This window comes from Pseudomonas fluorescens group sp., from assembly GCF_020093335.1.
Taxonomy (GTDB): domain Bacteria; phylum Pseudomonadota; class Gammaproteobacteria; order Pseudomonadales; family Pseudomonadaceae; genus Aquipseudomonas; species Aquipseudomonas petroselini.
The window spans coordinates 74,304-96,950 of record NZ_JAIOKW010000007.1 but is presented as its reverse complement, the minus strand read 5'-3'; the positions used below and the strand labels follow the sequence as shown (position 1 = coordinate 96,950).

The following is a 22,647-nucleotide window of genomic DNA, read 5'->3' as shown; positions in this document are numbered from 1 at the left end:
GCACCCTTTAGCTGAGGGCGTGGCGTGCGATACCGTGCCTGCGCAGCTTTCTATACAGCGTGTTGCGGCTGACGCCCAACTGCTCCGCCGTGTGCGTCATGTGCCAGCGCTGTTGCTGCAAAGCGGTGAGCAATGCCAGGCGCTCCGCGTCTTCCAGCGGCGACTCTGCGGGCCTGGCCTGCGCGGCGGCCACCGGGCGGGCCTGGCGAATCTGCGCGGGCAAGTCCTCAAGCGCTACGCGCCCTTCATCACACAGCGCCACCAGCGTACGCAGCACAGTGCGCAACTGGCGCACGTTACCCGGCCAGGCAAATGCCAACAGCGCCATACGCGCCGCCGGGTCGAGCGCCACCGCTTCGCCATTGGCCTCCTGCGCCAGCAGGAAGTCCAGCAACTGGGATTTATCACTGCGCTCGCGCAAAGCGGGCAACCCGACTTCCAGGCCATTGAGCCGGTAATACAAGTCCTCGCGGAAGCTGCCGTCCTGCACACGCTCCAGCAAATTCCGGTGGGTTGCGCTGATAATTCGCACGTTCACAGCCTGGGGCTCACCGCCGAGCGGGACCACCAGCCGATCCTCCAGCACCCTTAATAGACGGGTTTGCAGCGCCAGGGGCATATCGCCGATTTCATCGAGGAACAGGGTGCCGCCATCGGCCTGCTGCAACTTGCCTTGCATGCCCTCTTTGCGCGCACCGGTAAAGCTGCCGCCGCGATAGCCGAACAGTTCGCTTTCGATCAGGCTTTCCGGGATGGCGGCGCAGTTGAGCGCCACGAATGCCTTGTCGGCACGCTGGCTGGCCTGGTGCACCGCCTTGGCGAAGGCCTCTTTACCGGAGCCGGTTTCGCCATTGATCAGCAACGGCACATCGCGCTCGAATACCCGCAGCGCCTTGCTGAAGTCCCGTTGCAGCGCCGGATCGCCCAGGCAGATGCCGGGCAGGCGCGGCCGCTCCACCACGGCAGGCCGGGCGACCGGCGCGGGAACGCTGCGCGCCTGGCCCCGCAGCGCCGCGAACAGCGGCCGGCCATCACGGGTACGCAGCGGCCAACTGGCCGTGGCATTGGCACTGGCGCGTCCGAGCAACTGGTCCAGGGAGCATTCGAAAAACGCCTCCACCGGCTGCCCCAACAAGCCGCCACGCAGCTGCCCCAACAGGTTCAGCGCGCTCTGGTTGACGGCACAAATGCGCCCGTTGCCATCAAACGCCAGCAGCCCTTCGCTGAACAGGCCCACCGACTCCGCCTGCAGATGAAAACGCAGCAACCAGTGGTGTTCAAAGTGACGCAGGAAGTAGCAACTCTCGATCATCTTCGCCGACAGGTTCACCAACGCCATGGTGTGAAACTGGCTCTGGCGCGACACGGCTTCGCGCGCCGAAGACACATCCAGCACGGCCAGCAGGTCACCGTGGGGATCGAACACCGGGCTCGCCGAACACGTCAGCCCGGTATGCCGGCCACGAAAGTGCTCATCGCGATGGATGGTCAGGGATTGGCGCTCCACCAGGCAGGTGCCGATGCCATTGGTGCCTTCGCAGGCTTCGCTCCAATCCGCCCCCAGCCACAGCCCGGCGCGCTCGAAAATCTTACGCTCGGACGGCGCAGTGACACAGTTGAGGATCACGCCCCGCGCATCCGTGAGCAGCACGGCGTGCCCCGCGCCCGAGAGCTGCTGATGCAGGCTGTTCATCTCGCTGCCGGCGATGTGCAGCACCTGTTGCAGACGCTCGCGGCTTTCCAGCAGGCGGCCGTGTTCAAGCACGGTGGGGGCAATGGTTTGCGCAGGGTCGAGGTGGTAATCCTCCAGGCAACGCAGCCAGGAACGGGCGATGGAGGGGTCGCTGGACGGGTCGCGGCCATGCGCCACAGTGAGCACCTGCTGGGCATGGCGACTGAAATGATCGTTGTGCATTTCTTATTATTCTCCCTGCGTGAGAGCGCCCAGCATCCCCCAGCCATCCGACCAATGCAATCCCGGGCCGACTCACTGGTCACGGGCTGTACCGCAAATGGCACAAACTGTCACATGACCTGTATCAGCCCTGCCACAGCAACGCCTTGCAACAATGCCCAAGCTCTTGATTTCCCTGGCCCACGAAGCGGTGGCCCAACCTTTGCTCTACGCTTTATCAAGCGCTTGCAGCGCTGCGCTCCCAATAAACATAAAAGCCAGGAGATACCCACCATGCGTTACGCACACCCCGGTACTGAAGGCGCCATCGTTTCGTTCAAGGCCAAGTACGGCAACTACATCGGTGGCGAGTTCGTTGCGCCGGTCGATGGCAACTACTTCACCAATACCTCGCCGGTCAACGGCAAGCCCATCGCCGAATTCCCGCGCTCCACGGCCAAAGACATCGACAAAGCCCTGGACGCCGCCCATGCCGCCGCCGACGCCTGGGGCAAGACCTCGGCCCAGGACCGCTCGCTGGTCCTGCTGAAAATCGCCGACCGCATCGAACAGAACCTCGAACTGCTGGCCATTACCGAAACCTGGGACAACGGCAAGGCCGTGCGTGAAACCCTCAACGCCGACATTCCGCTGGCGGCCGACCACTTCCGCTATTTCGCCGGTTGCATCCGTGCCCAGGAAGGCACCAGCGCCGAAATCAATGAACACACCGCGTCCTATCACTTCCATGAGCCACTGGGCGTGGTTGGCCAGATCATCCCGTGGAACTTCCCGCTGCTGATGGCGGCATGGAAGCTTGCCCCGGCCCTGGCCGCCGGTAACTGCGTGGTGCTCAAGCCTGCCGAGCAAACCCCGCTGGGCATCAACGTGCTGATGGAATTAATCGGCGACCTGCTGCCACCGGGCGTACTGAACGTGGTGCACGGTTTCGGTAGAGAAGCCGGCGAAGCCCTGGCCACCAGCAAACGCATCGCCAAGATTGCCTTCACCGGTTCCACGCCAGTGGGCTCGCACATCATGCATGCGGCGGCCGAGAATATTATTCCGTCGACGGTGGAGCTGGGCGGCAAGTCGCCGAACATCTTCTTTGCCGACATCATGAAGGCCGAACCGTCGTTCATCGAAAAGGCTGCCGAAGGCCTGGTGCTGGCGTTCTTCAACCAAGGTGAAGTGTGCACCTGCCCGTCCCGCGCACTGGTGGAAGAGTCGATCTACGACGACTTCATGAAAGTGGTGATGAAGAAGATCGAGTCGATCAAACGTGGCGACCCGCTCGACACCGACACCATGGTCGGCGCCCAGGCGTCCGAGCAGCAGTTCGACAAGATCCTGTCCTACCTGGAAATCGCCAAGGGCGAAGGCGCGCAACTGCTGACCGGCGGCAAGGTCGAGAAGCTCACCGGCGATATGGCCGGCGGCTATTACATCCAGCCGACCCTGCTCAAGGGCACCAATGAAATGCGCGTGTTCCAGGAAGAAATCTTCGGCCCGGTGGTGAGCATCACCACCTTCAAGGACGAAGCCGAAGCCCTGGCCATTGCCAACGACACTGAGTTCGGCCTGGGCGCCGGGGTGTGGACCCGCGACATCAACCGCGCCTACCGCATGGGCCGGGCGATCAAGGCGGGCCGCGTGTGGACCAACTGCTACCACCTGTACCCGGCGCATGCCGCATTCGGTGGCTACAAGAAGTCCGGCGTGGGGCGTGAAACCCACAAGATGATGTTGGATCACTACCAGCAGACCAAGAACTTGCTGGTGAGTTACGACATTAATCCACTGGGCTTCTTTTAACTAACCCGCCTCCCACATTTGAAATGCAATCAAATGTGGGAGGAGCTTGCCCCGATTGCAGTGTGTCAGCCCCTAACTTTTTAACTGATCCACCGCCATCGGGGGCAAGCCCCCTCCCACCGTTTTAGATCTTCATAAGTACTTGCGAAGTGCATCCGGCACAAAGATGCCGAACTAAAAAAATAACAACGAAAGGTACTTTCACATGCCTAGCGAACCTACAAGTTCATCCGTCGACTTTGAAAAAGTCGACTCCCAATACTTCCAACAACGCGAATTGAAAAAAGGCGCCGCCGGCTGGGTGCTGTTAGTCGGCCTTGGTGTTGCCTACGTGATCTCCGGTGACTACGCCGGTTGGAACTTCGGCCTGGCCCAAGGTGGCTGGGGCGGGATGTTCCTGGCCACCTTGCTGATGGCCACCATGTACCTGTGCATGTGTTTTTCCCTCGCCGAACTGTCGTCCATGATCCCCACCGCCGGCGGTGGCTACGGCTTTGCCCGCAGCGCCTTCGGCCCCTGGGGTGGGTTCCTCACGGGCACGGCCATCCTGATCGAATACGCCATCGCCCCCGCCGCCATCGCGGTGTTTATCGGCGCCTATTGCGAATCGCTGTTCGGCATCGGCGGCTGGATGATTTACCTGGCGTTCTACATCATTTTTATCGGCATCCACATCTTCGGTGTCGGCGAAGCCTTGAAGCTGATGTTTGTGATTACGGCCGTTGCTGCGATTGCGCTGGGGGTATTCCTGGTCGCCATGGTGCCGCACTTCAACGTCGCCAACCTGCTGGATATCCCGGTGAGCGAGGCCAAGGGCGCCAGCACTTTCCTGCCCTTCGGCTACGTGGGTGTGTGGGCGGCGATTCCGTATGCCATCTGGTTTTTCCTGGCGGTAGAGGGTGTGCCCCTGGCCGCCGAAGAGACCAAGAACCCGAAGCGCGACCTGCCGCGCGGCTTGATCGGCGCCATTGTGGTGCTGACCAGTTTTGCCCTGCTGATCCTGGTGATTGCTCCAGGGGGCGCCGGCACTTATGCGCTGATCAAGTCCGGCAACCCGCTGGTTGAAGCGCTGGCCTTGGCCTACGGCGGCTCGACCTGGATGGGCAGCTTCGTCAACCTGGTCGGCCTGGCAGGGCTTATCGCGAGCTTTTTCTCGATCATCTACGCCTATTCGCGGCAGATCTTCGCCCTGTCCCGCGCCGGCTACCTGCCGCGCAAACTGTCCCAGACCAATAAAAGCAAGGCACCCGTGCTGGCCCTGGTGATCCCCGGCATCATCGGCTTTGGCCTGTCGCTGACCGGCCAGGGTGACCTGCTGATCCTGGTAGCGGTGTTCGGCGCGACCATTTCCTATGTGCTGATGATGGCCGCGCACATCACCTTGCGCATCCGTCGCCCCAAAATGGATCGTCCGTACCGCACGCCGGGCGGTATTTTCACCTCGGGCATTGCGCTGGTACTGGCCTGCGTGGCCGTAGTGGCGGGCTTTCTGGTGGATCCGCGCGTGGTGATTGGCGCCGCGATCATCTATGGAGTATTAATTGCTTACTTTGCTTTCTACAGCCGGCATCACTTGGTAGCGGGTACGCCCGAAGAGGAATTCGCGGCGATCCAGGCCGCAGAGGCCGCCCTGCACTAGATGCCGTAAACCTCGACGCGGGTGCCATTCTCACAGTGGGCCCGCGCCATCAAGGAGACACTGTATGGCAAGCTTTTCCCACGCGGTGGGTGCTCAAACCTACCGCTTCGACAGCCTCAAGGACGTGATGGCCAAGGCCAGCCCCGCGCGTTCCGGAGACTTTCTCGCCGGCGTGGCCGCACAGAACGACGGTGAGCGGGTGGCAGCGCAGATGGCGTTGGCGAATATCCCGCTGAAACACTTTCTGCAAGAAGTGCTGATCCCCTATGAAAGCGATGAAGTCACCCGCCTGATCATCGACACCCACGATAAACAGGCATTTGCCGCCGTCAGCCACCTGACCGTCGGCGGCCTGCGCGACTGGCTGCTCAGCGACGCGGCCGATGAACACGCCCTACGCGCCTTGGCGCCAGGACTGACACCGGAAATGGCCGCCGCCGTGTCGAAGATCATGCGCGTCCAGGACCTGGTGTTGGTGGCGCAGAAGATCCGCGTGGTCACGCAATTTCGCGGCACCCTGGGCCTCCGCGGACGTTTATCCACACGCCTGCAGCCCAACCACCCGACGGACGAACCGGCAGGCATCGCCGCGAGCATTCTCGACGGCCTGTTGTATGGCAACGGCGACGCCATGATCGGCATCAACCCGGCCACCGACAGCATCGCCTCGATCTGCGCCATGCTGGAAATGCTCGACGCGATCATCCAGCGCTACGAAATCCCGACCCAGGCCTGTGTACTCACCCACGTCACCACGTCCATCGAAGCGATCAACCGTGGCGTGCCGCTGGACCTGGTGTTCCAGTCGATTGCCGGCACGGAGGCGGCCAACGCCAGTTTCGGCATCAGCCTGAGCGTGCTGCAGGAGGGTTACGAAGCGGGTCTGAGCCTCAATCGCGGCACGTTGGGCCAGAACCTGATGTATTTCGAGACCGGCCAGGGCAGCGCCTTGTCGGCCAATGCGCACTTTGGTGTCGACCAGCAAACCTGCGAAACCCGCGCCTATGCGGTGGCTCGGCACTTCAAGCCGTTCCTGGTGAACACCGTGGTGGGCTTTATCGGGCCGGAGTACCTGTACAACGGCAAGCAAATCATCCGCGCCGGCCTTGAAGACCACTTCTGCGGCAAGCTGCTCGGCGTGCCGATGGGCTGCGACATCTGTTACACCAACCACGCCGAAGCCGACCAGGATGACATGGACACCCTGCTGACCCTGCTGGGCGTGGCCGGGATCAACTTCATCATGGGCATTCCCGGCTCCGACGACATCATGCTCAACTACCAGACCACCTCGTTCCACGACGCCTTGTACGCCCGCCAGACCTTGGGGTTGAAGCCGGCGCCGGAGTTTGAGCAGTGGTTGGCGAAAATGGGCATCTTCACGCAAGCCGACGGCAAGGTGCACTTCGGCAACAGCCTGCCACCGGCGTTTCGCCAAGCCTTGGCGCAATTGGGATGAAGGAGCCGCCTGTGCAACTCGACCTGCCTGATAACCCCTGGCTGGAACTGCGCCGCCTGACGCCAGCCCGTATCGCCCTGGGCCGCACCGGCACCAGTATCCCCACCAACGCGCAGCTGGATTTTCAATTCGCCCACGCTCAGGCGCGGGACGCGGTGCATTTACCCTTTGACCCTGCAGGCCTCAGCAGCCAATTGGCCGAACGCGGCCGCGACAGCCTGCTGCTGCACAGCGCTGCTGCCGACCGGCACAGCTACCTGCAACGCCCGGACCTGGGGCGGCGCCTCAGCGATGAATCGGCCCAGGCCTTGCGTGACCACGCCTCAGCCAATCCCGGCGGCGTGGACTTGGCAGTGGTCGTGGCCGATGGTTTATCGGCACTGGCCGTGCATAAACATACCTTGCCGTTTCTGACGCGCATGGAGGAACAAACCCACGCTGAAGGGTGGTCCTTGTCGCCAGTGATCCTGGTGGAACAAGGCCGCGTAGCAGTGGCGGATGAAATCGGGCAATTGCTCGGTGCCAAGATGGTGGTGATCCTGATCGGCGAGCGGCCTGGGCTCAGCTCGCCGGACAGCCTGGGCCTGTATTTCACCTACAACCCCAAGGTCGGCCTTACTGATGCCTATCGCAATTGCATCTCCAACGTACGCCTGGAAGGCTTGAGCTACGGCATGGCGGCCCACCGCCTGCTTTACTTGATGCGAGAGGCGTGTCGGCGGCAACTGTCGGGGGTCAATCTCAAGGACGAGGCGCAGGTCCAGACCCTCGAATCCGATGATCCTGACCTGATGAAAGGCAATTTCCTGCTCAGTTCACCGGATGACTGATTGCGGCACGATTGCGCTTTTTCGTGCCTTTAGGCAGCATCGAGTCACGGCCGCTCGTGTGGTCATACCCCATTTGGAAGTTGAGGCCTGGCATGCGGATTACTCAAGCGACCCTGGAACACCTGGACCTGTTGACCCCGCTGTTCGTCAAATACCGTGAGTTCTACGGCGCCTTGCCCTTCCCGGACTCATCGCGGGGCTTTCTGGAAAAACGCCTGCGCCGCAAGGAGTCGGTGATTTACCTGGCCCTGGCCGATGATGACGACAAGAAGTTGCTGGGCTTTTGCCAGCTGTACCCAAGCTTTTCGTCGTTGTCGCTCAAGCGGGTGTGGATCCTCAATGACATCTATGTGGCGGAGGATGCTCGCCGGCAACTGGTGGCGGATAACCTGATGCGCACGGCGAAGAAGATGGCCAAGGAAACCCACGCGGTGCGGCTGCGGGTGTCGACCAGCAGTGACAACGAAGTGGCGCAGAAAACCTATGAGTCGATCGGGTTTCGCGAAGACACCGAATTCAAGAACTACACGCTGCCGATCAGTGAGGATTGATCGCGGCAGCCCAAACACCTCAAACCTCATGTGGGAGGGGGCTTGCCCCCGATAGCAGTGTGTCAGTCAGCCAATTTGTAACTGGCACTGCCTCATCGGGGGACAGCCCCCTCCCACATTTAGCCCTGCAGCGCTTGCAAGCCCGAGTACCACGACATCCCCCGCTACAAAACCAACACGCTTTTCACGACTCAATCCGTATAATGCGGACCTTTCAGGGTTGTAAGAAATGCGGCATACACTTGTAGCCTTATTACCCGAGCTTCCGCACAGGCCTGCTGAGCCGGGCCATTCACACAGGTGCCATCCATGGATTTCAACCCGCTCGACCTTATCCTGCATCTCGATGTGTACCTCGACCTGCTGGTAACCAATTACGGTCCGTGGATCTACGCCATTCTGTTTCTGGTCATCTTTTGCGAAACCGGCCTGGTGGTCATGCCGTTCCTGCCGGGTGATTCGTTGCTGTTCATCGCCGGCGCCGTGGCGGCAGGTGGCGGCATGGACCCGGTCCTGCTCGGCGGCTTGTTGATGCTGGCGGCGATCCTGGGCGACAGTACCAACTACGTGATCGGGCGAACGCTGGGCGAACGCTTGTTCAACAACCCGAACTCGAAAATCTTCCGTCGCGACTACCTGCAAAAAACCCACGATTTCTACGACAAGCACGGCGGCAAAACCGTGACGTTGGCGCGCTTCCTGCCGATCCTGCGCACCTTTGCACCGTTCGTTGCCGGTATCGCGAAAATGCCCTACGCGCGGTTCTTCGGGTTCAGCGTGCTCGGCACCATTCTGTGGGTCGGCGGCCTGGTGACCCTGGGCTACTTCTTCGGCAACGTACCGTTCATCAAGAAAAACCTGTCGTTGCTGGTGGTGTTCATCATCCTGCTGTCGCTGGTGCCGATGATTATTGGCGTGTTCCGCAGCCGTTTTGGCCGCGCGTCCTCCGAAGCCAAGCCGCAGTAACCTGCGATGTGGTCCCTCAGCGCCTGGCGTCGCCGGCGCTTGCTGGCCAAGCACCCGATTGCCGAGGACACCTGGCAACGGGTGCGCCACCACCTGACCTTCCTCGACGGCATCAGCCCCGAGCAGGACCAGTGGCTGCGCGAAGCCTGCGTGGTGTTCCTCGCCGAAAAGCACCTGACCGCCCTGCCCGGCGTTGAGCTGCACCAGGAACAACGCCTGCTGCTCGCCGCCCAGGCGCAACTGCCGCTGATGAACCTCGGCGACCTTGACTGGTACCAGGGCTTTCACGAAATCGTGCTGTACCCCGACGACTTCGTCAGCCCTCAGCGCCATCGCGACAGCAGCGGCATCGAGCACGAATGGGACGGCGAACACAGCGGCGAAGCCTGGCAACAAGGCCCGGTGATCCTCGCCTGGCCCGGCGTGCTCGCCAGCGGCAACTGGGAAGGCTACAACCTGGTCATCCACGAACTGGCACACAAGCTCGACATGCTCAACGGCGACGCCAACGGCCTGCCGCCGCTGCACAACGACATGCGCGTGCAGGAATGGGCCAGCGTGATGCAAAGCGCCTACGACGACCTCAATCGCCAGTTGGACGACAACCCGGACGCTGACACTGAGATCGACCCCTACGCCGCTGAAAACCCGGCGGAATTCTTTGCCGTCACCAGCGAGTATTTTTTCAGCGCCCCGGATTTACTGGTCAGTCGTTATCCACAGGTGTACGCCCAACTGAGCCGCTTTTATCGCCAGGATCCCCTGGCCCGCCTTACTCGACTGCAAGCCGACGACCCGCGTTATCAGTCGCAGGGCGAATGACCGTACGACGTCTGGCGCATGGCATCGGCGGCGGAATGTGCCTATAATCGCCGCCACTTTTAGGCCAATCCGGCCAAGTTTCTTGGCCAACTAACGGGGGCAACGCCCAATGAGCTACAGCAAGATTCCGGCTGGCAAAGACCTGCCGAACGACATCTACGTCGCCATCGAGATTCCGGCCAACCACGCGCCGATCAAATACGAAATCGACAAAGACAGCGACTGCCTGTTCGTTGACCGTTTCATGGCCACCCCGATGTTCTACCCGGCCAACTACGGTTTTATCCCTAACACCCTGGCTGACGACGGTGACCCCCTCGACGTGCTGGTCGTAACCCCTTATCCGGTTACTCCAGGCTCGGTTATCCGCGCACGCCCAGTCGGCATCCTGAACATGACCGACGACGGCGGCGGCGATGCCAAAGTGATCGCGGTCCCTCACGACAAGCTGTCCCAGCTGTACGTCGACGTGAAGGAATACACCGACCTGCCGCCACTGCTGCTGGAACAGATCAAGCACTTCTTCGAGAACTACAAAGACCTCGAAAAAGGCAAATGGGTGAAGATCGACGGTTGGGGCAACGCAGACGCCGCCCGCGCCGAGATCCTGAAGTCGGTTGCTGCCTACAAAGGCTGATACCGGTTCCTCATTGCTTCGGCAATTGAAAAAGCCCCGATCATTCGGGGCTTTTTTGTGGGAAACGCTAAACGACAAGTTCAATGTTTTGCAAACACTGTTTAACTTCATTCAAAATCCGAAGTATCAAGCTACAACTAAGCAAAGACCTACAACCGCAACTCAACGCATGGTTTATTTGATCTGTATTCCCGGCCAGTAAACTCTGCGTTTATGAATACATCAGGTGATCGTTTAAAAGCGCTACTGCGGGAAGTTCATCTTTCCGCCTCCGACTTCGCCAAAAACCGTGGTGTCACGCCTCAACACGTGAACAACTGGTTCAAGCGCGGTGTACCCATGGGTCGACTCAACGAGATCGCAGAACTGCTGTGCATCTCCAGCCGTTGGCTGCGCACCGGCGAAGGCCCCAAACACCCACCGGCCAACTTCCTGCTGGAAGGCCCGGACACCCGAAAAGGACTGCCCACCACCCGCGAAGGAAGCGGCAAATACCTCACAGGCCCCGCCTGTCTCCCGGAAAAAATCGACGTGGAGATCGACCTCCACCCTTCATTCACCTCAACTGAGCGCATCCGCGTCTCCCTGCACACCCTCCAGACCCTCACCGTAAACCCCGACCGCGCCCTGGGCGCCTACATGGTCGACAACAGCATGATCGACATCATCCAACAAGGCGCCACCCTCGCCATCGACCGAGGCCGCACCCAAATCATCGACGGCGAAATTTACGCGGTAGAGCACGACGGTATGCTGCGCATCAAGTACCTCTACAACCGACCCGGTGGCGGCTTGCGCATGCGCAGCCACAATGCTGGCGAGCATCCCGACGAGTACCTGACTCATGAGCAACGTTTTGAGCAGAACGTCGAGATCCTGGGCTGGGTATTCTGGTGGTCCACACTGAACAACCGTCGCCCGCCCGTGCCGCTGGATGAGCATTTAATCGGCTGGGAAGGCTCTAAATCGGATCCGGAGGTGGGCATTTGAAATGAATGTGGGTATTATGCGCCGCACATTTGGCAGGGGGTGGCTTGACGCTATCCACCCTGCTCGGCGAAGCGGAGGAGTTCCCGCGGATGCCCCTACTATTCAGCCAGACGCGATGTGGGCTGAGCGATTTGAAGGCTGGTGAGGCTTGTCAAAAACAAGCTGAAGCAGTCCCCGAGAAGCCGGCCACAAGCCGGCTTTTTAATGCCTGAAGAATTTCGTATCTCGGCGAAACCTTGGTCCAAGACCTGGCTAGCCACGCCGGTATCGAATTTGACGCCCACACTACTCAGACTGATCTACTGCGCAAGCTCAGTCGCGAGATCCAACTGGATCAGAGTATTCACAGTTTGCTCCATACCCTGCGCGTCGAGGGAAACAGAGCAACGCACGGCTTCCGCCCCCAACATCGTGAAGCAATGGATGGGCTAAAGATCGGTCGCGCATTGGCTATCGGGTATCACCAGTCGTTCGGTAGGAGGGTTAATCTTTCAAATCCAAGCGCTGGGCCAACACCGTACACCCGCCCGATAATCAACAGCAAAAGCCGACTCATCCCAAAAGTAGTCACCCATCGCGTTGTAGATTTCTGGTGATAGGCCCTGATAACCATCCCACGTCAGATCCCAGCCCTCATCATCCAGTTGGTCAGCAGCATCGATTAAAAGGCGCTTACTTTTCCGACACCTATGAGAGCGCTGCAAGCTGGTAGGTCCTCAACATGTCGTTGACAGCGACACAAGCACGAAACATGTCGCAAAAATCCAAAAAAAACGACACGTTCCACACGAGTGCTTACACTGACGACTTGCTCTTCCAGCACGCTCAGGATGGCGCCAACCACGCAGACCCGGCGACCAAAGAGGCGTTGCGTTACCGCAAAACTCTGCATAACGGTTACCAATCGTTGGCTGAGCGACCACTATCCACCTGAGTCATTTCATCATTGCGCATAGAGCCGATTACTACCGACTACTACTTGATGTCACGCGCGAACAAGCCTGGGAGCCCTGGCTGCTGTACATGCTCACCGCCGTGGAAGAAACCGCTCGATGGACCACCGCCAAAATTGCTGCCATTCGCAGCCTATCCGAGCACACCAGCCAGTTTGTCCGTGAGCGCCTGCCAAAAACCTATTCCCGCGAATTAGTGGATGTGATTTTTGAACAGCCCTACTGCCGCATCAGCAACGTCGTCGACAAGCAGATCGCTCAACGCCAGGCCGCCTCTCGCTACCTCAAAGAATTGGTCTTTATTGGCGTTTTAGAAGAGGTTCAGATCGGCAAGGAAAAGCTCTTCATTCATCCCAAGCTGATGCAGCTACTGATTCGCGACAGCAACGACTTCAGGCTATACGCCTGAGCTGCACTTAAAGATCGAATCGCCTGAACGTTGAAGGCTGAACAGGCGAAGTTGTCTTACTTAGGCTGCATACACTCCACAGCCCGATCCGCCACCATCTTCGCCATCTCCACCAAATGCATCACAGCCCTCTGCGGCGCAGCCAGCGGTTGCCCAAGCACCTGCGACGTAGCCACCGCACACTGCAGCAACTCCGCTACACGCACCCAGGCATCCTCGAAGCTCAGCTCTTCATTGACGGTAAATGGGTTGGTCGCTGCCGATGACGGCGAATCTGAAAAAAACTTATCCATAACAAAACCTCTAGCGGTAGGTGATTACCACCGTCCTTTCGCGACTAAACGAGCAGAGGTGGCGGCTGTACGCAGGTTAGTCGACCGGCCGCTAGGCACCGGCGCACCCGAAGGTGCCCTGCGCACAGCCACCATAAAGTGCAGGTAAGAAAACACCTGTCTTTTAGATGGCGCGTGCGCCTAGCGAAGTCCGGGCGACTAAACCCGATCACTGAATAGGCAGTGACAAACCGCAGCCTAGTCGCGGGATTTTGCTGGCGCAAGCGGCTGGGATTCTCTAGGAAACGTCCTGCAAATGAAAGGGATCGGTACTGCTGGCCATGCAAGCATTGTCTCCTATGAGTTGACTGTATTACCTATTTCACCCGATTTATCCCTCGCCACCCACCCATTAATCTATGCCCATGTTGAACGCAACGCCCTTCCCTACTTAAACAAAAAGGATTCAACCATGAGCACTGCAACCTACAACCGCTTGAACAAAGACGACGCCATCGTTCTGCTGGTCGACCACCAAACCGGCCTGATCTCCCTGGTCCAGGACTTCTCGCCCAACGAGTTCAAGAACAACGTGCTCGCCCTGGCCGACCTGGCCAAGTTCTTCAACCTGCCGACGATCCTCACTACCAGCTTCGAGCAAGGCCCCAACGGCCCGCTGGTACCGGAGCTGAAAGAGATGTTCCCGGATGCGCCGTACATCGCGCGCCCTGGTCAGATCAATGCGTGGGACAACGAAGACTTCGTCAAGGCGATCAAGGCCACCGGCCGTAAGCAGATCATCATTGCCGGTGTGGTCACGGATGTGTGCGTAGCGTTCCCGACATTGTCGGCGCTGGCGGAGGGGTTTGAGGTGTTTGTGGTGACCGATGCGTCGGGCACCTTCAACACCACGGTGCAGCAGGCGGCGTGGAGCCGGATGACGCAAGCCGGTGCGCAGTTGATGAACTGGTTTTCGGTAGCGTGTGAGTTGCAGGGCGACTGGCGCAACGATATCGAAGGCCTGGGGAATCTGTTGTCGCAACGTATTCCCAACTATCGCAACTTGATGAATGGTTACTCTGCGCTGACAGCGCGCAAGGACTGACGTAAACCGCTGCATACCGAAAGCCTGCCCTTAAAAGCAGGCTTTCGGCGTTTCAGCCGACGGGCAGGTGGGTGTCGATACGGCCAAGGGCCCGCAGATAGAGGTTCATCGTGGTGCCGGCGCCTGGGGCGGTTTGCACTTTGACCGTGCCTCCCGCGCGTTGGGCGAACTCCAATACCTGGGACAACCCAAGGCCGGTGCCTTTGCCCGCGCATTTGGTGGTGAAGAACGGCTCGAAGACCTGGGCAGCCAGTTCCTCGTGCATACCGGGGCCGTTGTCGGCGATGCTGAGCAGCAGGTAATTACCCGCAGCCAGCGCTTCGTCCTGCTCGACGCTGACCAGCCGTGAGCGGATGTGCACGCGGCCATTGCCGCCCAGGGCATCGCGGGCGTTGGCCAGCAGGTTGATCACCGCGGCGCTCAATTGTGCCTCTTCGCACAACACACCGGTGCCGGCAGCCGCCAGGTCGAGGGAGAGCTCGACCCCGTCCGAGGCAGTCCGCAGCAACACGTCACGCATGCTTTCAAGGCGCTCATTGACGTCGATGCACATCAAGTTGGGGCTGTCGTGACGCACGCTGGTCAGCAGGTGATTGACCAGCAAACGGCCTTGATCCACCGCTTGCAGGCCGGCATCGCTGAAGCGCTCGACGTCGTCCGGGCGGCGCGCGCGCAATCGCACCATCTGCAAGCTGGCACTCAACGCTTGCAGGAGGTTGTTGAAGTCGTGGGCGATGCTGGCCGCCACCATGCCAAGCGACGAAACCCGCTTGGCATGGTGCATGAACTGTTCGGCCTGGCGCCCCAGCGCCTGCGCTTGAGCAAGTTCGTGTTCGAGGTGCCGGGCACGCAATTCCCGTTGTTCACTGAGCAGACGCAGTTGCAGCAACGAGGCGGTTTGCCGGGCCAGCGCCAACAAGGCATTGTGTTGCGCGACCGTCAGCGTGCGGGCCCGGGTATCGATGACACAGACCGTGCCCAGTGCAAAACCACGATCATCGCGAATCGGTGCGCCCGCGTAAAAGCGGATATACGGCGGCCCCAACACCAGCGCGCTGTGTTCGAAACGCGCGTCCAGGGCGGCGTCCTCGACCACCAGCACCTCATCGGGAGACAGGATGGCGTGCGCGCAAAACGCCAGGTCGCGGTGCGTCTCACGAACGTCGAGGCCGATACAGGCCTTGAACCACTGGCGCTCCTTGTCCACCAGCGATACCAACGCAATCGGTACGTCGCACAGGTTGGTTGCCAGCAACACAATGTCATCAAAACCAGGTTCAGGCGCGCTGTCCAGGATGCCCAGATGTTCCAGGGACCGGAGGCGCTCCTGCTCGTTGGCGGGGAGCGGGGCAGGAAGATGAGGCATCTGCATACGTCGCGGTCGGGTCCAGGGAAAAGAATGATGCTCGGCGAAGCACGGCGCAGCAAGGTAAATGAAGAGAACCTTATTTCCGTGCCTCAGTCAGACAGCCTTCGAGGGTTGGTTGTGTTTTTTGGCGCTCCGGCGGTAAACGGTGTGAATGAAGCCGTTGCTTAGAAGCACTGAGCGATTATTCGTTCCCAGCCTGGATGGGTGACTCTTTCTCTTGAACGGGAGCACCGTCACCGGCCAACTCACGCTCGATCTGTTCAATAGTAGGCAGGCTGGTTTGCAGTTCTGCCGGCAACGACTCGACCCGTTGATATTCAGCCACACCGATAGGCCGAGTGTGATCACGCAGAGCGTATTCGGCGACGACCTTATTTTTGCTCTTGCACAGCAGCAAGCCGATGGTGGGACCGTCCTGTGGGTGCCGGAACTGGGCATCCACGGCCGCAAGGTAAAAACTCAATTGCCCCAGATGCTCAGGCTTGAACCTGCCGGCCTTGAGTTCGATCACCACGTAGCAGCGCAACTTCAGGTGATAGAACAGCAGGTCGACAAAAAACTCGTCACCGCCTACATCCAGGCGCATTTGTCGGCCGACAAAGGCAAAGCCCGCACCCAGCTCCAACAGAAAATCGGTGACGTGCTTGATCAAGGCGCTCTCGATATCACGCTCATGCGCATCCGCAGTCAGGCTGAGAAAATCAAAGCGATAAGGATCTTTGAGGGACTCGCGCGCCAGATCGGATTGAGGCTTGGGCAGATGGCTCTCGAAATTGCTCACGCCATTGCCGCTGCGCTCCAGCAGGCGGGCCTCAATCTGGATGACCAGCACATTGCGAGACCAGTTGTGCTTGATTGCCTGGGAGGCGTACCAGCGGCGGGTTTCCGGGCCGGGCAGCTTGTCCAAAAGCGCAAGTTGGTGATACCAAGGCAATTGTGCAAGCACCCCTTGCACAAACTCCACATCTGGCCAAGCCTCCGCAAAAGCGCGCATGTACTTGAGATTACGCGGTGAAAAACCCCTCATCTCCGGGAAGGCGGCCCGCAGATCCTGCGCAAGGCGCTCAATGACCTTGGCGCCCCAGCCCTGCTTCGCCTGGCGGGTCAGGATATCGTTGCCGATCTGCCAGTAAAGCAGCACCAATTCACGGTTTACCGCCAGCGTAGCGCGCTGCTGAGCGGTATGAATGCGACTTTTGAGATCGACCAGCCAATCGTGGTAACCCTCGGGGGCCGTGGTCACGCCAATCGATCGCTCTTTCATGCCTGGCTCACTCTCGTATTAGCAACGGGAGGAAGCCTAGCCAGGGGATTTTGCTCTCACAAGCGCTAGAGCCCGCATCAGGAAGGCGCTTGCGAAGGACTCGGAATCGTCCTACTGGCGATTAAAAATCGTCCCCTCTCGGCGTCAAATCTTGACTCTCCCCTATACGGCAGCCCCTACCCTGAGCCTCTTTTTTTCCAGGACACTCTCCGTGGCTCATCGCACCCTGCTCATCCTCGGCCACCCCTCCAGCACCAGTTTCTGTTCGGCCCTCGCAGACACCTACACCCAATCGGCGAAAAACGCCGGCCATGAGGTACGTGCGCTACGCCTGGGTGAACTCGTTTTCGACCCGGTGCTTCACAACGGCTACAGCGACATTCAAGCCTTGGAGCCCGATTTGCTCAGTGCCCAGTCCGACATCCTCTGGGCGACTCATCTGGTATTTGTTTTTCCGATCTGGTGGGGCGGTATCCCGGCCTTGATGAAGGGTTTCCTCGACCGCATCTTCCTGCCCGGTTTTGCCTTCAAATACCGAGCGGGCAAGGCATTCCCTGACAAACTGCTGCAAGGACGCACCGCGCACTTGTTAGTGACCCTGGACACGCCCCCGTGGTATTACCGCTGGGTCTATCGCATGCCGGGCATTCACCAGATGCGTGCGACTACGCTGGCGTTTTGCGGCATCAAGCCAATCAAGACCTTGATGTTCGGGCCGATACTGGGGTCTACACCGGCGCATCGGGCGAAGTGGCTGAAGCAGGCCGGCGGACTATTTGAAAAAGGGAGTTTTCATGTACATCGGCAAAGCCGCGCAGTTGGCGGGCACCACCATCAAGGCGATTCGTCACTATGAGGCGATCGGCCTGTTGCCGCCGCCGCAACGCCAGGGGCAATACCGGGTGTATTCGGAGCAAAGCGTTGAGCTGCTGATGTTTATCAAGTGCGCGCAGCAATTGGGGTTCAAGCTCAAGGAGTTGCAGGAGATTCTTGCAGGCCACGTAGGCGATGTATTGCCCTGGGAGCGGGCGGACCAGGCAATCGCCGAGAAGAAACACGAATTGGCCACTCAGATTGCAGCACTGCAAAAGACGCAGGCAGGATTGCTTGCGTTCGAAGCCCAGCTAAAGGATGCAGAAGGCCGCTGCGCTCAACCGGCCACAACATCTGCCTGAGTGGACGATGAGCCGAATAGGAGGCACAATCGGCTCGCTACATGAGCCGAATAACGTTTTTATTCGGCTCACGCAACCAGGTACCTCCCATGGACCACCCATTCTGGATCTGGCAACACCCCGACTGGCCGCACTTCCATTGGCAACCAGGACGCTTGGCGGCCTTGCTACGTGAGTGCGGGCAAGCGCAAGGCAAGCTGCTGGGCATGCTCGGCACCGTCAGCCAGGCGGTTAACGCGCACAACGAGCTGGATGCGTTGCTGCAAAACATCCTGACCTCTTCGGCCATCGAGGGGGAACAGTTGAATGTGGGCTCGGTACGCTCATCACTGGCACGGCGCCTGGGCCTGGAGCCGTTGAAGGACGCCAGCGTCAGCCGTCGCAGTGAAGGCTTGGCCGATCTTATGATGGACGCCACCGAGCAATACGCCCAGCCCTTTACCCTCGCCCGTCTTTTGAATTGGCATCATTGGCTGTTTCCAGCACCGGAAGCGGGTTATGCCGCACGGGCACTGAATGTTGGAGCATTGCGTGGCGATGAGCCGATGCAGGTGGTGTCGGGGCGGCTTGATCGGCCGATGGTGCACTTCGAGGCACCGCCGCGCAAAGGCCTGGAGCAAGCGCTGGAAGACTTCCTCGAGTGGTTCGAAACCAGCCGGAATCAACCGGAACTGGACCCGCTGGTCCGCGCCGGCGTGGCGCATTTCTGGTTTGTCACGCTACACCCGTTCGATGACGGTAATGGTCGACTGACACGCACCATCACCGACTTGGCGTTGGCCCAGGGCGAACACCAGGCCATCCGCTTTTACGCCATGTCGGCCAGCATTCTTGAGGACCGCGCAGGCTATTACAAAGCGTTGGAGTCCAGCCAAAAAGCCACGCTGGATATTACCGACTGGCTGGAATGGTTCCTCAAGACCCTGCTGCGCAGCCTGCAGCAAGCCATGGTGCGGATTGACCGGGTATTGGACAAAAGCCGGTTCTGGCAGCAGCACCGCGACCTCGCGTTGTCTGCCGAACAGATCAAGGTGCTCAACCGCCTGCTCGATGGCGGTGAAAAGGGTTTTGAGCACGGTGTCAGCGCGGCGCAGTACCAAGCAGTGGCAAAGGTGTCCAAGGCCACGGCGACGCGGCATCTGGCTGATTTGCTGGAAAAGAACTGCCTGGTCCGACTCCCCGGAGGCGGCCGCAGCACGCGGTATCAAGTCAATACAGCGAACAGGTGACACCCCCACTCATTTGCCCAGAATCCCCATGTCTGCTAGTGTCGCGCCGGTTTACCGTCTACCGGAATAGCCGCCATGGCCCGCAAAAAAGTTGCACTCGATTTCGAACAATCCCTCGCCGACCTGCAAACCCTGGTCGAGCGTCTGGAGAACGGTGAGTTGTCGCTGGAAGACTCGTTGACCGCGTTTGAGCAAGGCATCGGCCTGACCCGTGACTGCCAGAGCGCGCTCGCGCAGGCGGAGCAGAAGGTGCAAGTACTGCTGGAACGTGACGGGGAGTTGGCCGAAGAACCTTTCGATGCGGAACAGCCCGAATGATCGACGCGTATCAGGCCAGTAGCCAAGCCCGGGTCAATGCGGCATTGGAACCCTTGTTTGTTGCGCCAAGCCCGGAAATGAAGCGCCTCTATGAGGCCATGCGCTACAGCGTGATGAATGGCGGCAAGCGTGTGCGCCCGTTGCTGGCGTATGCGGCTTGTGAAGCACTCGGTGCGCCGGCCGAACAGGCGAACGGCGCGGCCTGCGCGGTGGAGCTGATTCACGCCTACTCCCTGGTGCATGACGATTTGCCGGCGATGGACGACGACGATTTGCGGCGCGGCCAGCCCACCACCCACAAAGCCTTCGATGAAGCGTATGCGATCCTGGCCGGTGACGGTTTGCAGAGCCTGGCGTTCAGCGCGTTGCTGGACCCGGCGCTGAGCAGCGTCAATGCCGAGCTCCGCCTGCGCATGGTGACCGCACTCGCACACGCTGCGGGCCCGGCAGGCATGGTGGGCGGGCAGGCGATCGACATGGGTTCGGTCAGCCTCAAGCTGGACCAGCAAGCCCTCGAACACATGCACCGCCACAAGACCGGCGCCTTGATCGAAGCCGCCGTGCACTTGGGCGCGCTGGCCAGCGGGCGTGCTGAAGCGCCTCAATTGGCGGCGCTGAAGACCTACGCGCTGGCCATCGGCCTGGCGTTCCAGGTGCAGGACGACATTCTTGACGTAGAAAGTGACACCGCAACCCTGGGCAAACGCCAGGGCGCCGATATCGCACGGGACAAACCGACTTACCCTGCGCTGCTCGGGCTTGCTGCGGCCAAAGCCTATGCCTTGGTGCTGCGTGACCAGGCCCTGGACGCCCTGCGACCATTCGACGCGGCGGCAGAGCCACTGCGTGACCTGGCGCGGTATATCGTCGAACGCCGCCACTGACACGCGCGGCCTTTACGGCCGCATATGGGCCAAGTTCGGCGCTCTGCGTGGGCAGTTTGCGATGCTTGAGGTAAACTGCCGCCTCTTCTATACCTATAACGATTCGCCTGATGCCCACGACGTTTCAAGAGATTCCCCGCAAGCGCCCGTCCACGCCCCTGCTTGACCGTGCTGTCACGCCGGTCGGCCTGCGTCGACTGGGTGAAGCCGAGCTGGAAACCCTGGCCGATGAGTTGCGCCTGGAATTGCTCTACACGGTCGGCCAGACCGGTGGGCATTTTGGTGCCGGCCTGGGCGTCATCGAGCTGACCATCGCCCTGCATTACGTGTTCGACACCCCGGATGACCGGCTGGTGTGGGACGTGGGCCATCAGGCGTATCCGCACAAAATCCTCACGGGCCGCCGCGAGCAAATGGGCACCCTGCGCCAGAAGGACGGCATTGCCGCCTTCCCGCGCCGCGCCGAGAGCGAATACGACACCTTTGGCGTCGGCCACTCCAGCACCTCCATCAGTGCAGCGTTGGGCATGGCGATTGCCGCCCGCCTGCAGGGCAGCGATCGCAAGGCGATTGCCGTGATTGGTGACGGCGCGCTGACCGCCGGCATGGCCTTCGAAGCGCTGAACCATGCGCCGGAAGTGGACGCCAACATGCTGGTGATCCTCAACGACAACGACATGTCGATCTCGCGTAATGTCGGCGGCCTGTCCAATTACCTGGCAAAAATCCTCTCCAGCCGCACGTATGCAAGCATGCGTGAAGGCAGTAAGAAGGTGCTCTCGCGTCTGCCAGGCGCATGGGAAATTGCCCGGCGCACCGAAGAATATGCCAAGGGCATGCTGGTCCCGGGCACCCTGTTCGAAGAGTTGGGTTGGAACTACATCGGCCCGATCGACGGCCATGACTTGCCCACCCTGATCGCCACGCTGCGCAACATGCGTGACCTCAAGGGCCCGCAATTCCTGCATATCGTCACCAAAAAAGGCAAAGGCTTCGCCCCGGCGGAGGTCGACCCGATTGGTTACCACGCAATCACCAAGCTCGACCCACTGAACGCTCCCGCCGCTGCGCCGAAAAAGGCCAGCGGGCCGAAGTATTCCGGTGTGTTCGGCGAATGGCTGTGTGACATGGCCGCTGCCGACCCACGCCTGGTAGGCATTACCCCAGCGATGAAGGAAGGCTCCGACCTGGTGGCGTTCAGCGAGCGTTTCCCGCTGCGCTACTTCGACGTCGCGATTGCCGAGCAGCACGCGGTGACCTTCGCCGCCGGCATGGCCTGTGAAGGCGCCAAGCCGGTGGTGGCGATCTACTCGACGTTCCTGCAACGCGGTTACGACCAGTTGGTGCATGACGTCGCGGTGCAGAACCTCGACGTGCTGTTCGCCATCGACCGCGCCGGCCTGGTGGGCGAAGACGGCCCGACTCACGCCGGCAGCTTCGACCTGTCCTACCTGCGCTGCATCCCCGGCATGCTGGTGATGACGCCGAGCGACGAGAACGAACTGCGCAAGATGCTCAGCACCGGCCACTTGTACAACGGCCCCGCCGCCGTGCGCTACCCGCGTGGCAATGGCCCGAATGCCGTGATCGAGAAGGACCTGGAGCCTATCGAGATCGGCAAGGGCATCGTGCGTCGCCAAGGCAGCAAGACCGCGTTCCTGGTGTTCGGCGTGCAATTGGCCGAAGCACTGAAGGTCGCCGAGAAGATCGACGCCACCGTGGTCGACATGCGCTTCGTCAAACCCCTGGATGAGGCCTTGGTGCGCGAGATCGCCGGCGGCCATGAACTGCTGGTGACCGTCGAAGAAAACGCCATCATGGGCGGCGCGGGTGCGGCGGTCAGCGAGTTCCTGGCGCGGGAGAATATCCTCAAGTCCGTGCTGCATCTGGGCTTGCCGGATGTGTATGTCGAACACGCCAAGCCGGCGCAGATGCTGGCGGAGTGTGGGTTGGATGAAGCGGGCATTGAAGCCTCAGTACGCGAACGCATGACACTGCTGGCGCTGTAGAAACCGGCTCAACAGGTGGGAGGGGCTTGCCCTCTCCCACATGGGTTATGTATCACG

Annotated in this window: 21 protein-coding genes and 1 pseudogene; 18 read left to right on the top strand and 4 right to left on the bottom strand. The window is 60.3% G+C overall.

The window, feature by feature from the left end; translation table 11 throughout:
• Positions 1-7 precede the first annotated feature (7 nt).
• A complete protein-coding gene (locus K7431_RS10495) occupies positions 8-1,915 on the bottom strand; it encodes a sigma-54-dependent Fis family transcriptional regulator (RefSeq protein ID WP_015886080.1) in 1,908 nt (635 codons plus the stop codon).
• Between the two features lie 273 nt (positions 1,916-2,188).
• Here K7431_RS10495 and exaC point away from each other — a divergent pair, with 273 nt between their 5' ends.
• The 11 genes and pseudogenes from exaC to K7431_RS31095 all read left to right on the top strand — a co-directional run.
• Positions 2,189-3,709, top strand: coding sequence for an acetaldehyde dehydrogenase ExaC (exaC, locus tag K7431_RS10490; protein WP_015886081.1), 1,521 nt, complete (start codon positions 2,189-2,191; stop codon positions 3,707-3,709).
• Positions 3,710-3,914: 205 nt separating this feature from the next.
• Positions 3,915-5,348 (top strand): ethanolamine permease, encoded by a 1,434-nt coding sequence (gene eat, locus K7431_RS10485; RefSeq protein WP_015886082.1) that lies wholly within the window; start codon positions 3,915-3,917, stop codon positions 5,346-5,348.
• A 64-nt stretch (positions 5,349-5,412) separates the two neighbouring features.
• Positions 5,413-6,807: an ethanolamine ammonia-lyase subunit EutB gene (locus K7431_RS10480; protein ID WP_015886083.1), complete on the top strand. Its 1,395-nt coding sequence runs from the start codon at positions 5,413-5,415 to the stop codon at positions 6,805-6,807.
• Positions 6,804-7,637: an ethanolamine ammonia-lyase subunit EutC gene (gene eutC, locus K7431_RS10475; protein WP_015886084.1), complete on the top strand. Its 834-nt coding sequence runs from the start codon at positions 6,804-6,806 to the stop codon at positions 7,635-7,637. Before K7431_RS10480 ends, eutC begins: the two co-directional genes overlap by 4 nt.
• Positions 7,638-7,729: 92 nt before the next feature.
• The gene (locus K7431_RS10470; RefSeq protein ID WP_015886085.1) at positions 7,730-8,188 is read left to right on the top strand and encodes a GNAT family N-acetyltransferase; all 459 of its coding nucleotides are present in this window, start codon (positions 7,730-7,732) and stop codon (positions 8,186-8,188) included.
• Positions 8,189-8,497: 309 nt separating this feature from the next.
• Positions 8,498-9,154 carry a DedA family protein gene (locus K7431_RS10465; protein WP_043205963.1) on the top strand — a complete coding sequence of 219 codons (657 nt, stop codon included), beginning with the start codon at positions 8,498-8,500 and terminating at the stop codon, positions 9,152-9,154.
• A gap of 6 nt (positions 9,155-9,160) precedes the next feature.
• Positions 9,161-9,976 (top strand): zinc-dependent peptidase, encoded by an 816-nt coding sequence (locus K7431_RS10460; protein WP_015886087.1) that lies wholly within the window; start codon positions 9,161-9,163, stop codon positions 9,974-9,976.
• A gap of 109 nt (positions 9,977-10,085) precedes the next feature.
• On the top strand, positions 10,086-10,613 hold the full coding sequence (gene ppa, locus K7431_RS10455) for an inorganic diphosphatase (protein WP_003219382.1): 528 nt from the start codon (positions 10,086-10,088) through the stop codon (positions 10,611-10,613).
• Between the two features lie 213 nt (positions 10,614-10,826).
• A complete protein-coding gene (locus K7431_RS10450) occupies positions 10,827-11,603 on the top strand; it encodes a LexA family transcriptional regulator (RefSeq protein WP_015886088.1) in 777 nt (258 codons plus the stop codon).
• A 236-nt stretch (positions 11,604-11,839) separates the two neighbouring features.
• Positions 11,840-12,199 carry a DUF4145 domain-containing protein gene (locus tag K7431_RS31400; RefSeq protein WP_371914028.1) on the top strand — a complete coding sequence of 120 codons (360 nt, stop codon included), beginning with the start codon at positions 11,840-11,842 and terminating at the stop codon, positions 12,197-12,199.
• Between the two features lie 164 nt (positions 12,200-12,363).
• A pseudogene (locus K7431_RS31095) lies at positions 12,364-12,965 on the top strand (Fic family protein); the annotation flags it as partial.
• Between the two features lie 56 nt (positions 12,966-13,021).
• On the opposite strand, the gene K7431_RS10440 reads toward K7431_RS31095, so the two are convergent.
• The gene (locus K7431_RS10440; protein ID WP_043205969.1) at positions 13,022-13,258 is read right to left on the bottom strand and encodes a DUF6124 family protein; all 237 of its coding nucleotides are present in this window, start codon (positions 13,256-13,258) and stop codon (positions 13,022-13,024) included.
• 451 nt (positions 13,259-13,709) lie between these two features.
• Between K7431_RS10440 and ycaC the strand changes: the two genes are divergently transcribed.
• Positions 13,710-14,342 (top strand): isochorismate family cysteine hydrolase YcaC, encoded by a 633-nt coding sequence (gene ycaC / locus K7431_RS10435; RefSeq protein ID WP_015886090.1) that lies wholly within the window; start codon positions 13,710-13,712, stop codon positions 14,340-14,342.
• Between the two features lie 52 nt (positions 14,343-14,394).
• Here the strand turns inward: ycaC and K7431_RS10430 are convergent, their stop codons facing one another.
• Both K7431_RS10430 and K7431_RS10425 read right to left on the bottom strand, forming a co-directional pair.
• Positions 14,395-15,708 carry a sensor histidine kinase gene (locus K7431_RS10430; protein WP_043206336.1) on the bottom strand — a complete coding sequence of 438 codons (1,314 nt, stop codon included), beginning with the start codon at positions 15,706-15,708 and terminating at the stop codon, positions 14,395-14,397.
• A 184-nt stretch (positions 15,709-15,892) separates the two neighbouring features.
• Positions 15,893-16,975: a PDDEXK nuclease domain-containing protein gene (locus K7431_RS10425; protein WP_015886092.1), complete on the bottom strand. Its 1,083-nt coding sequence runs from the start codon at positions 16,973-16,975 to the stop codon at positions 15,893-15,895.
• Between the two features lie 211 nt (positions 16,976-17,186).
• Between K7431_RS10425 and K7431_RS10420 the strand changes: the two genes are divergently transcribed.
• From K7431_RS10420 to dxs, 6 genes are all read left to right on the top strand, one after another.
• Entirely contained in the window at positions 17,187-17,831 is a 645-nt protein-coding gene (locus K7431_RS10420) for an NAD(P)H-dependent oxidoreductase (RefSeq protein ID WP_043205970.1), read from the top strand.
• Positions 17,770-18,150 carry a MerR family transcriptional regulator gene (locus tag K7431_RS10415; RefSeq protein ID WP_015886094.1) on the top strand — a complete coding sequence of 127 codons (381 nt, stop codon included), beginning with the start codon at positions 17,770-17,772 and terminating at the stop codon, positions 18,148-18,150. Before K7431_RS10420 ends, K7431_RS10415 begins: the two co-directional genes overlap by 62 nt.
• Positions 18,151-18,239: 89 nt before the next feature.
• Complete coding sequence (locus K7431_RS10410; RefSeq protein ID WP_015886095.1) at positions 18,240-19,379, top strand: Fic family protein; 1,140 nt, start codon at positions 18,240-18,242, stop codon at positions 19,377-19,379.
• A 75-nt stretch (positions 19,380-19,454) separates the two neighbouring features.
• Positions 19,455-19,697 (top strand): exodeoxyribonuclease VII small subunit, encoded by a 243-nt coding sequence (locus K7431_RS10405; protein WP_003176346.1) that lies wholly within the window; start codon positions 19,455-19,457, stop codon positions 19,695-19,697.
• On the top strand, positions 19,694-20,581 hold the full coding sequence (locus tag K7431_RS10400; protein WP_015886096.1) for a polyprenyl synthetase family protein: 888 nt from the start codon (positions 19,694-19,696) through the stop codon (positions 20,579-20,581). Before K7431_RS10405 ends, K7431_RS10400 begins: the two co-directional genes overlap by 4 nt.
• Positions 20,582-20,691: 110 nt before the next feature.
• Positions 20,692-22,590, top strand: a complete 1,899-nt coding sequence (gene dxs, locus K7431_RS10395) for a 1-deoxy-D-xylulose-5-phosphate synthase (RefSeq protein ID WP_015886097.1) — start codon at positions 20,692-20,694, stop codon at positions 22,588-22,590.
• Positions 22,591-22,647 lie beyond the last annotated feature (57 nt).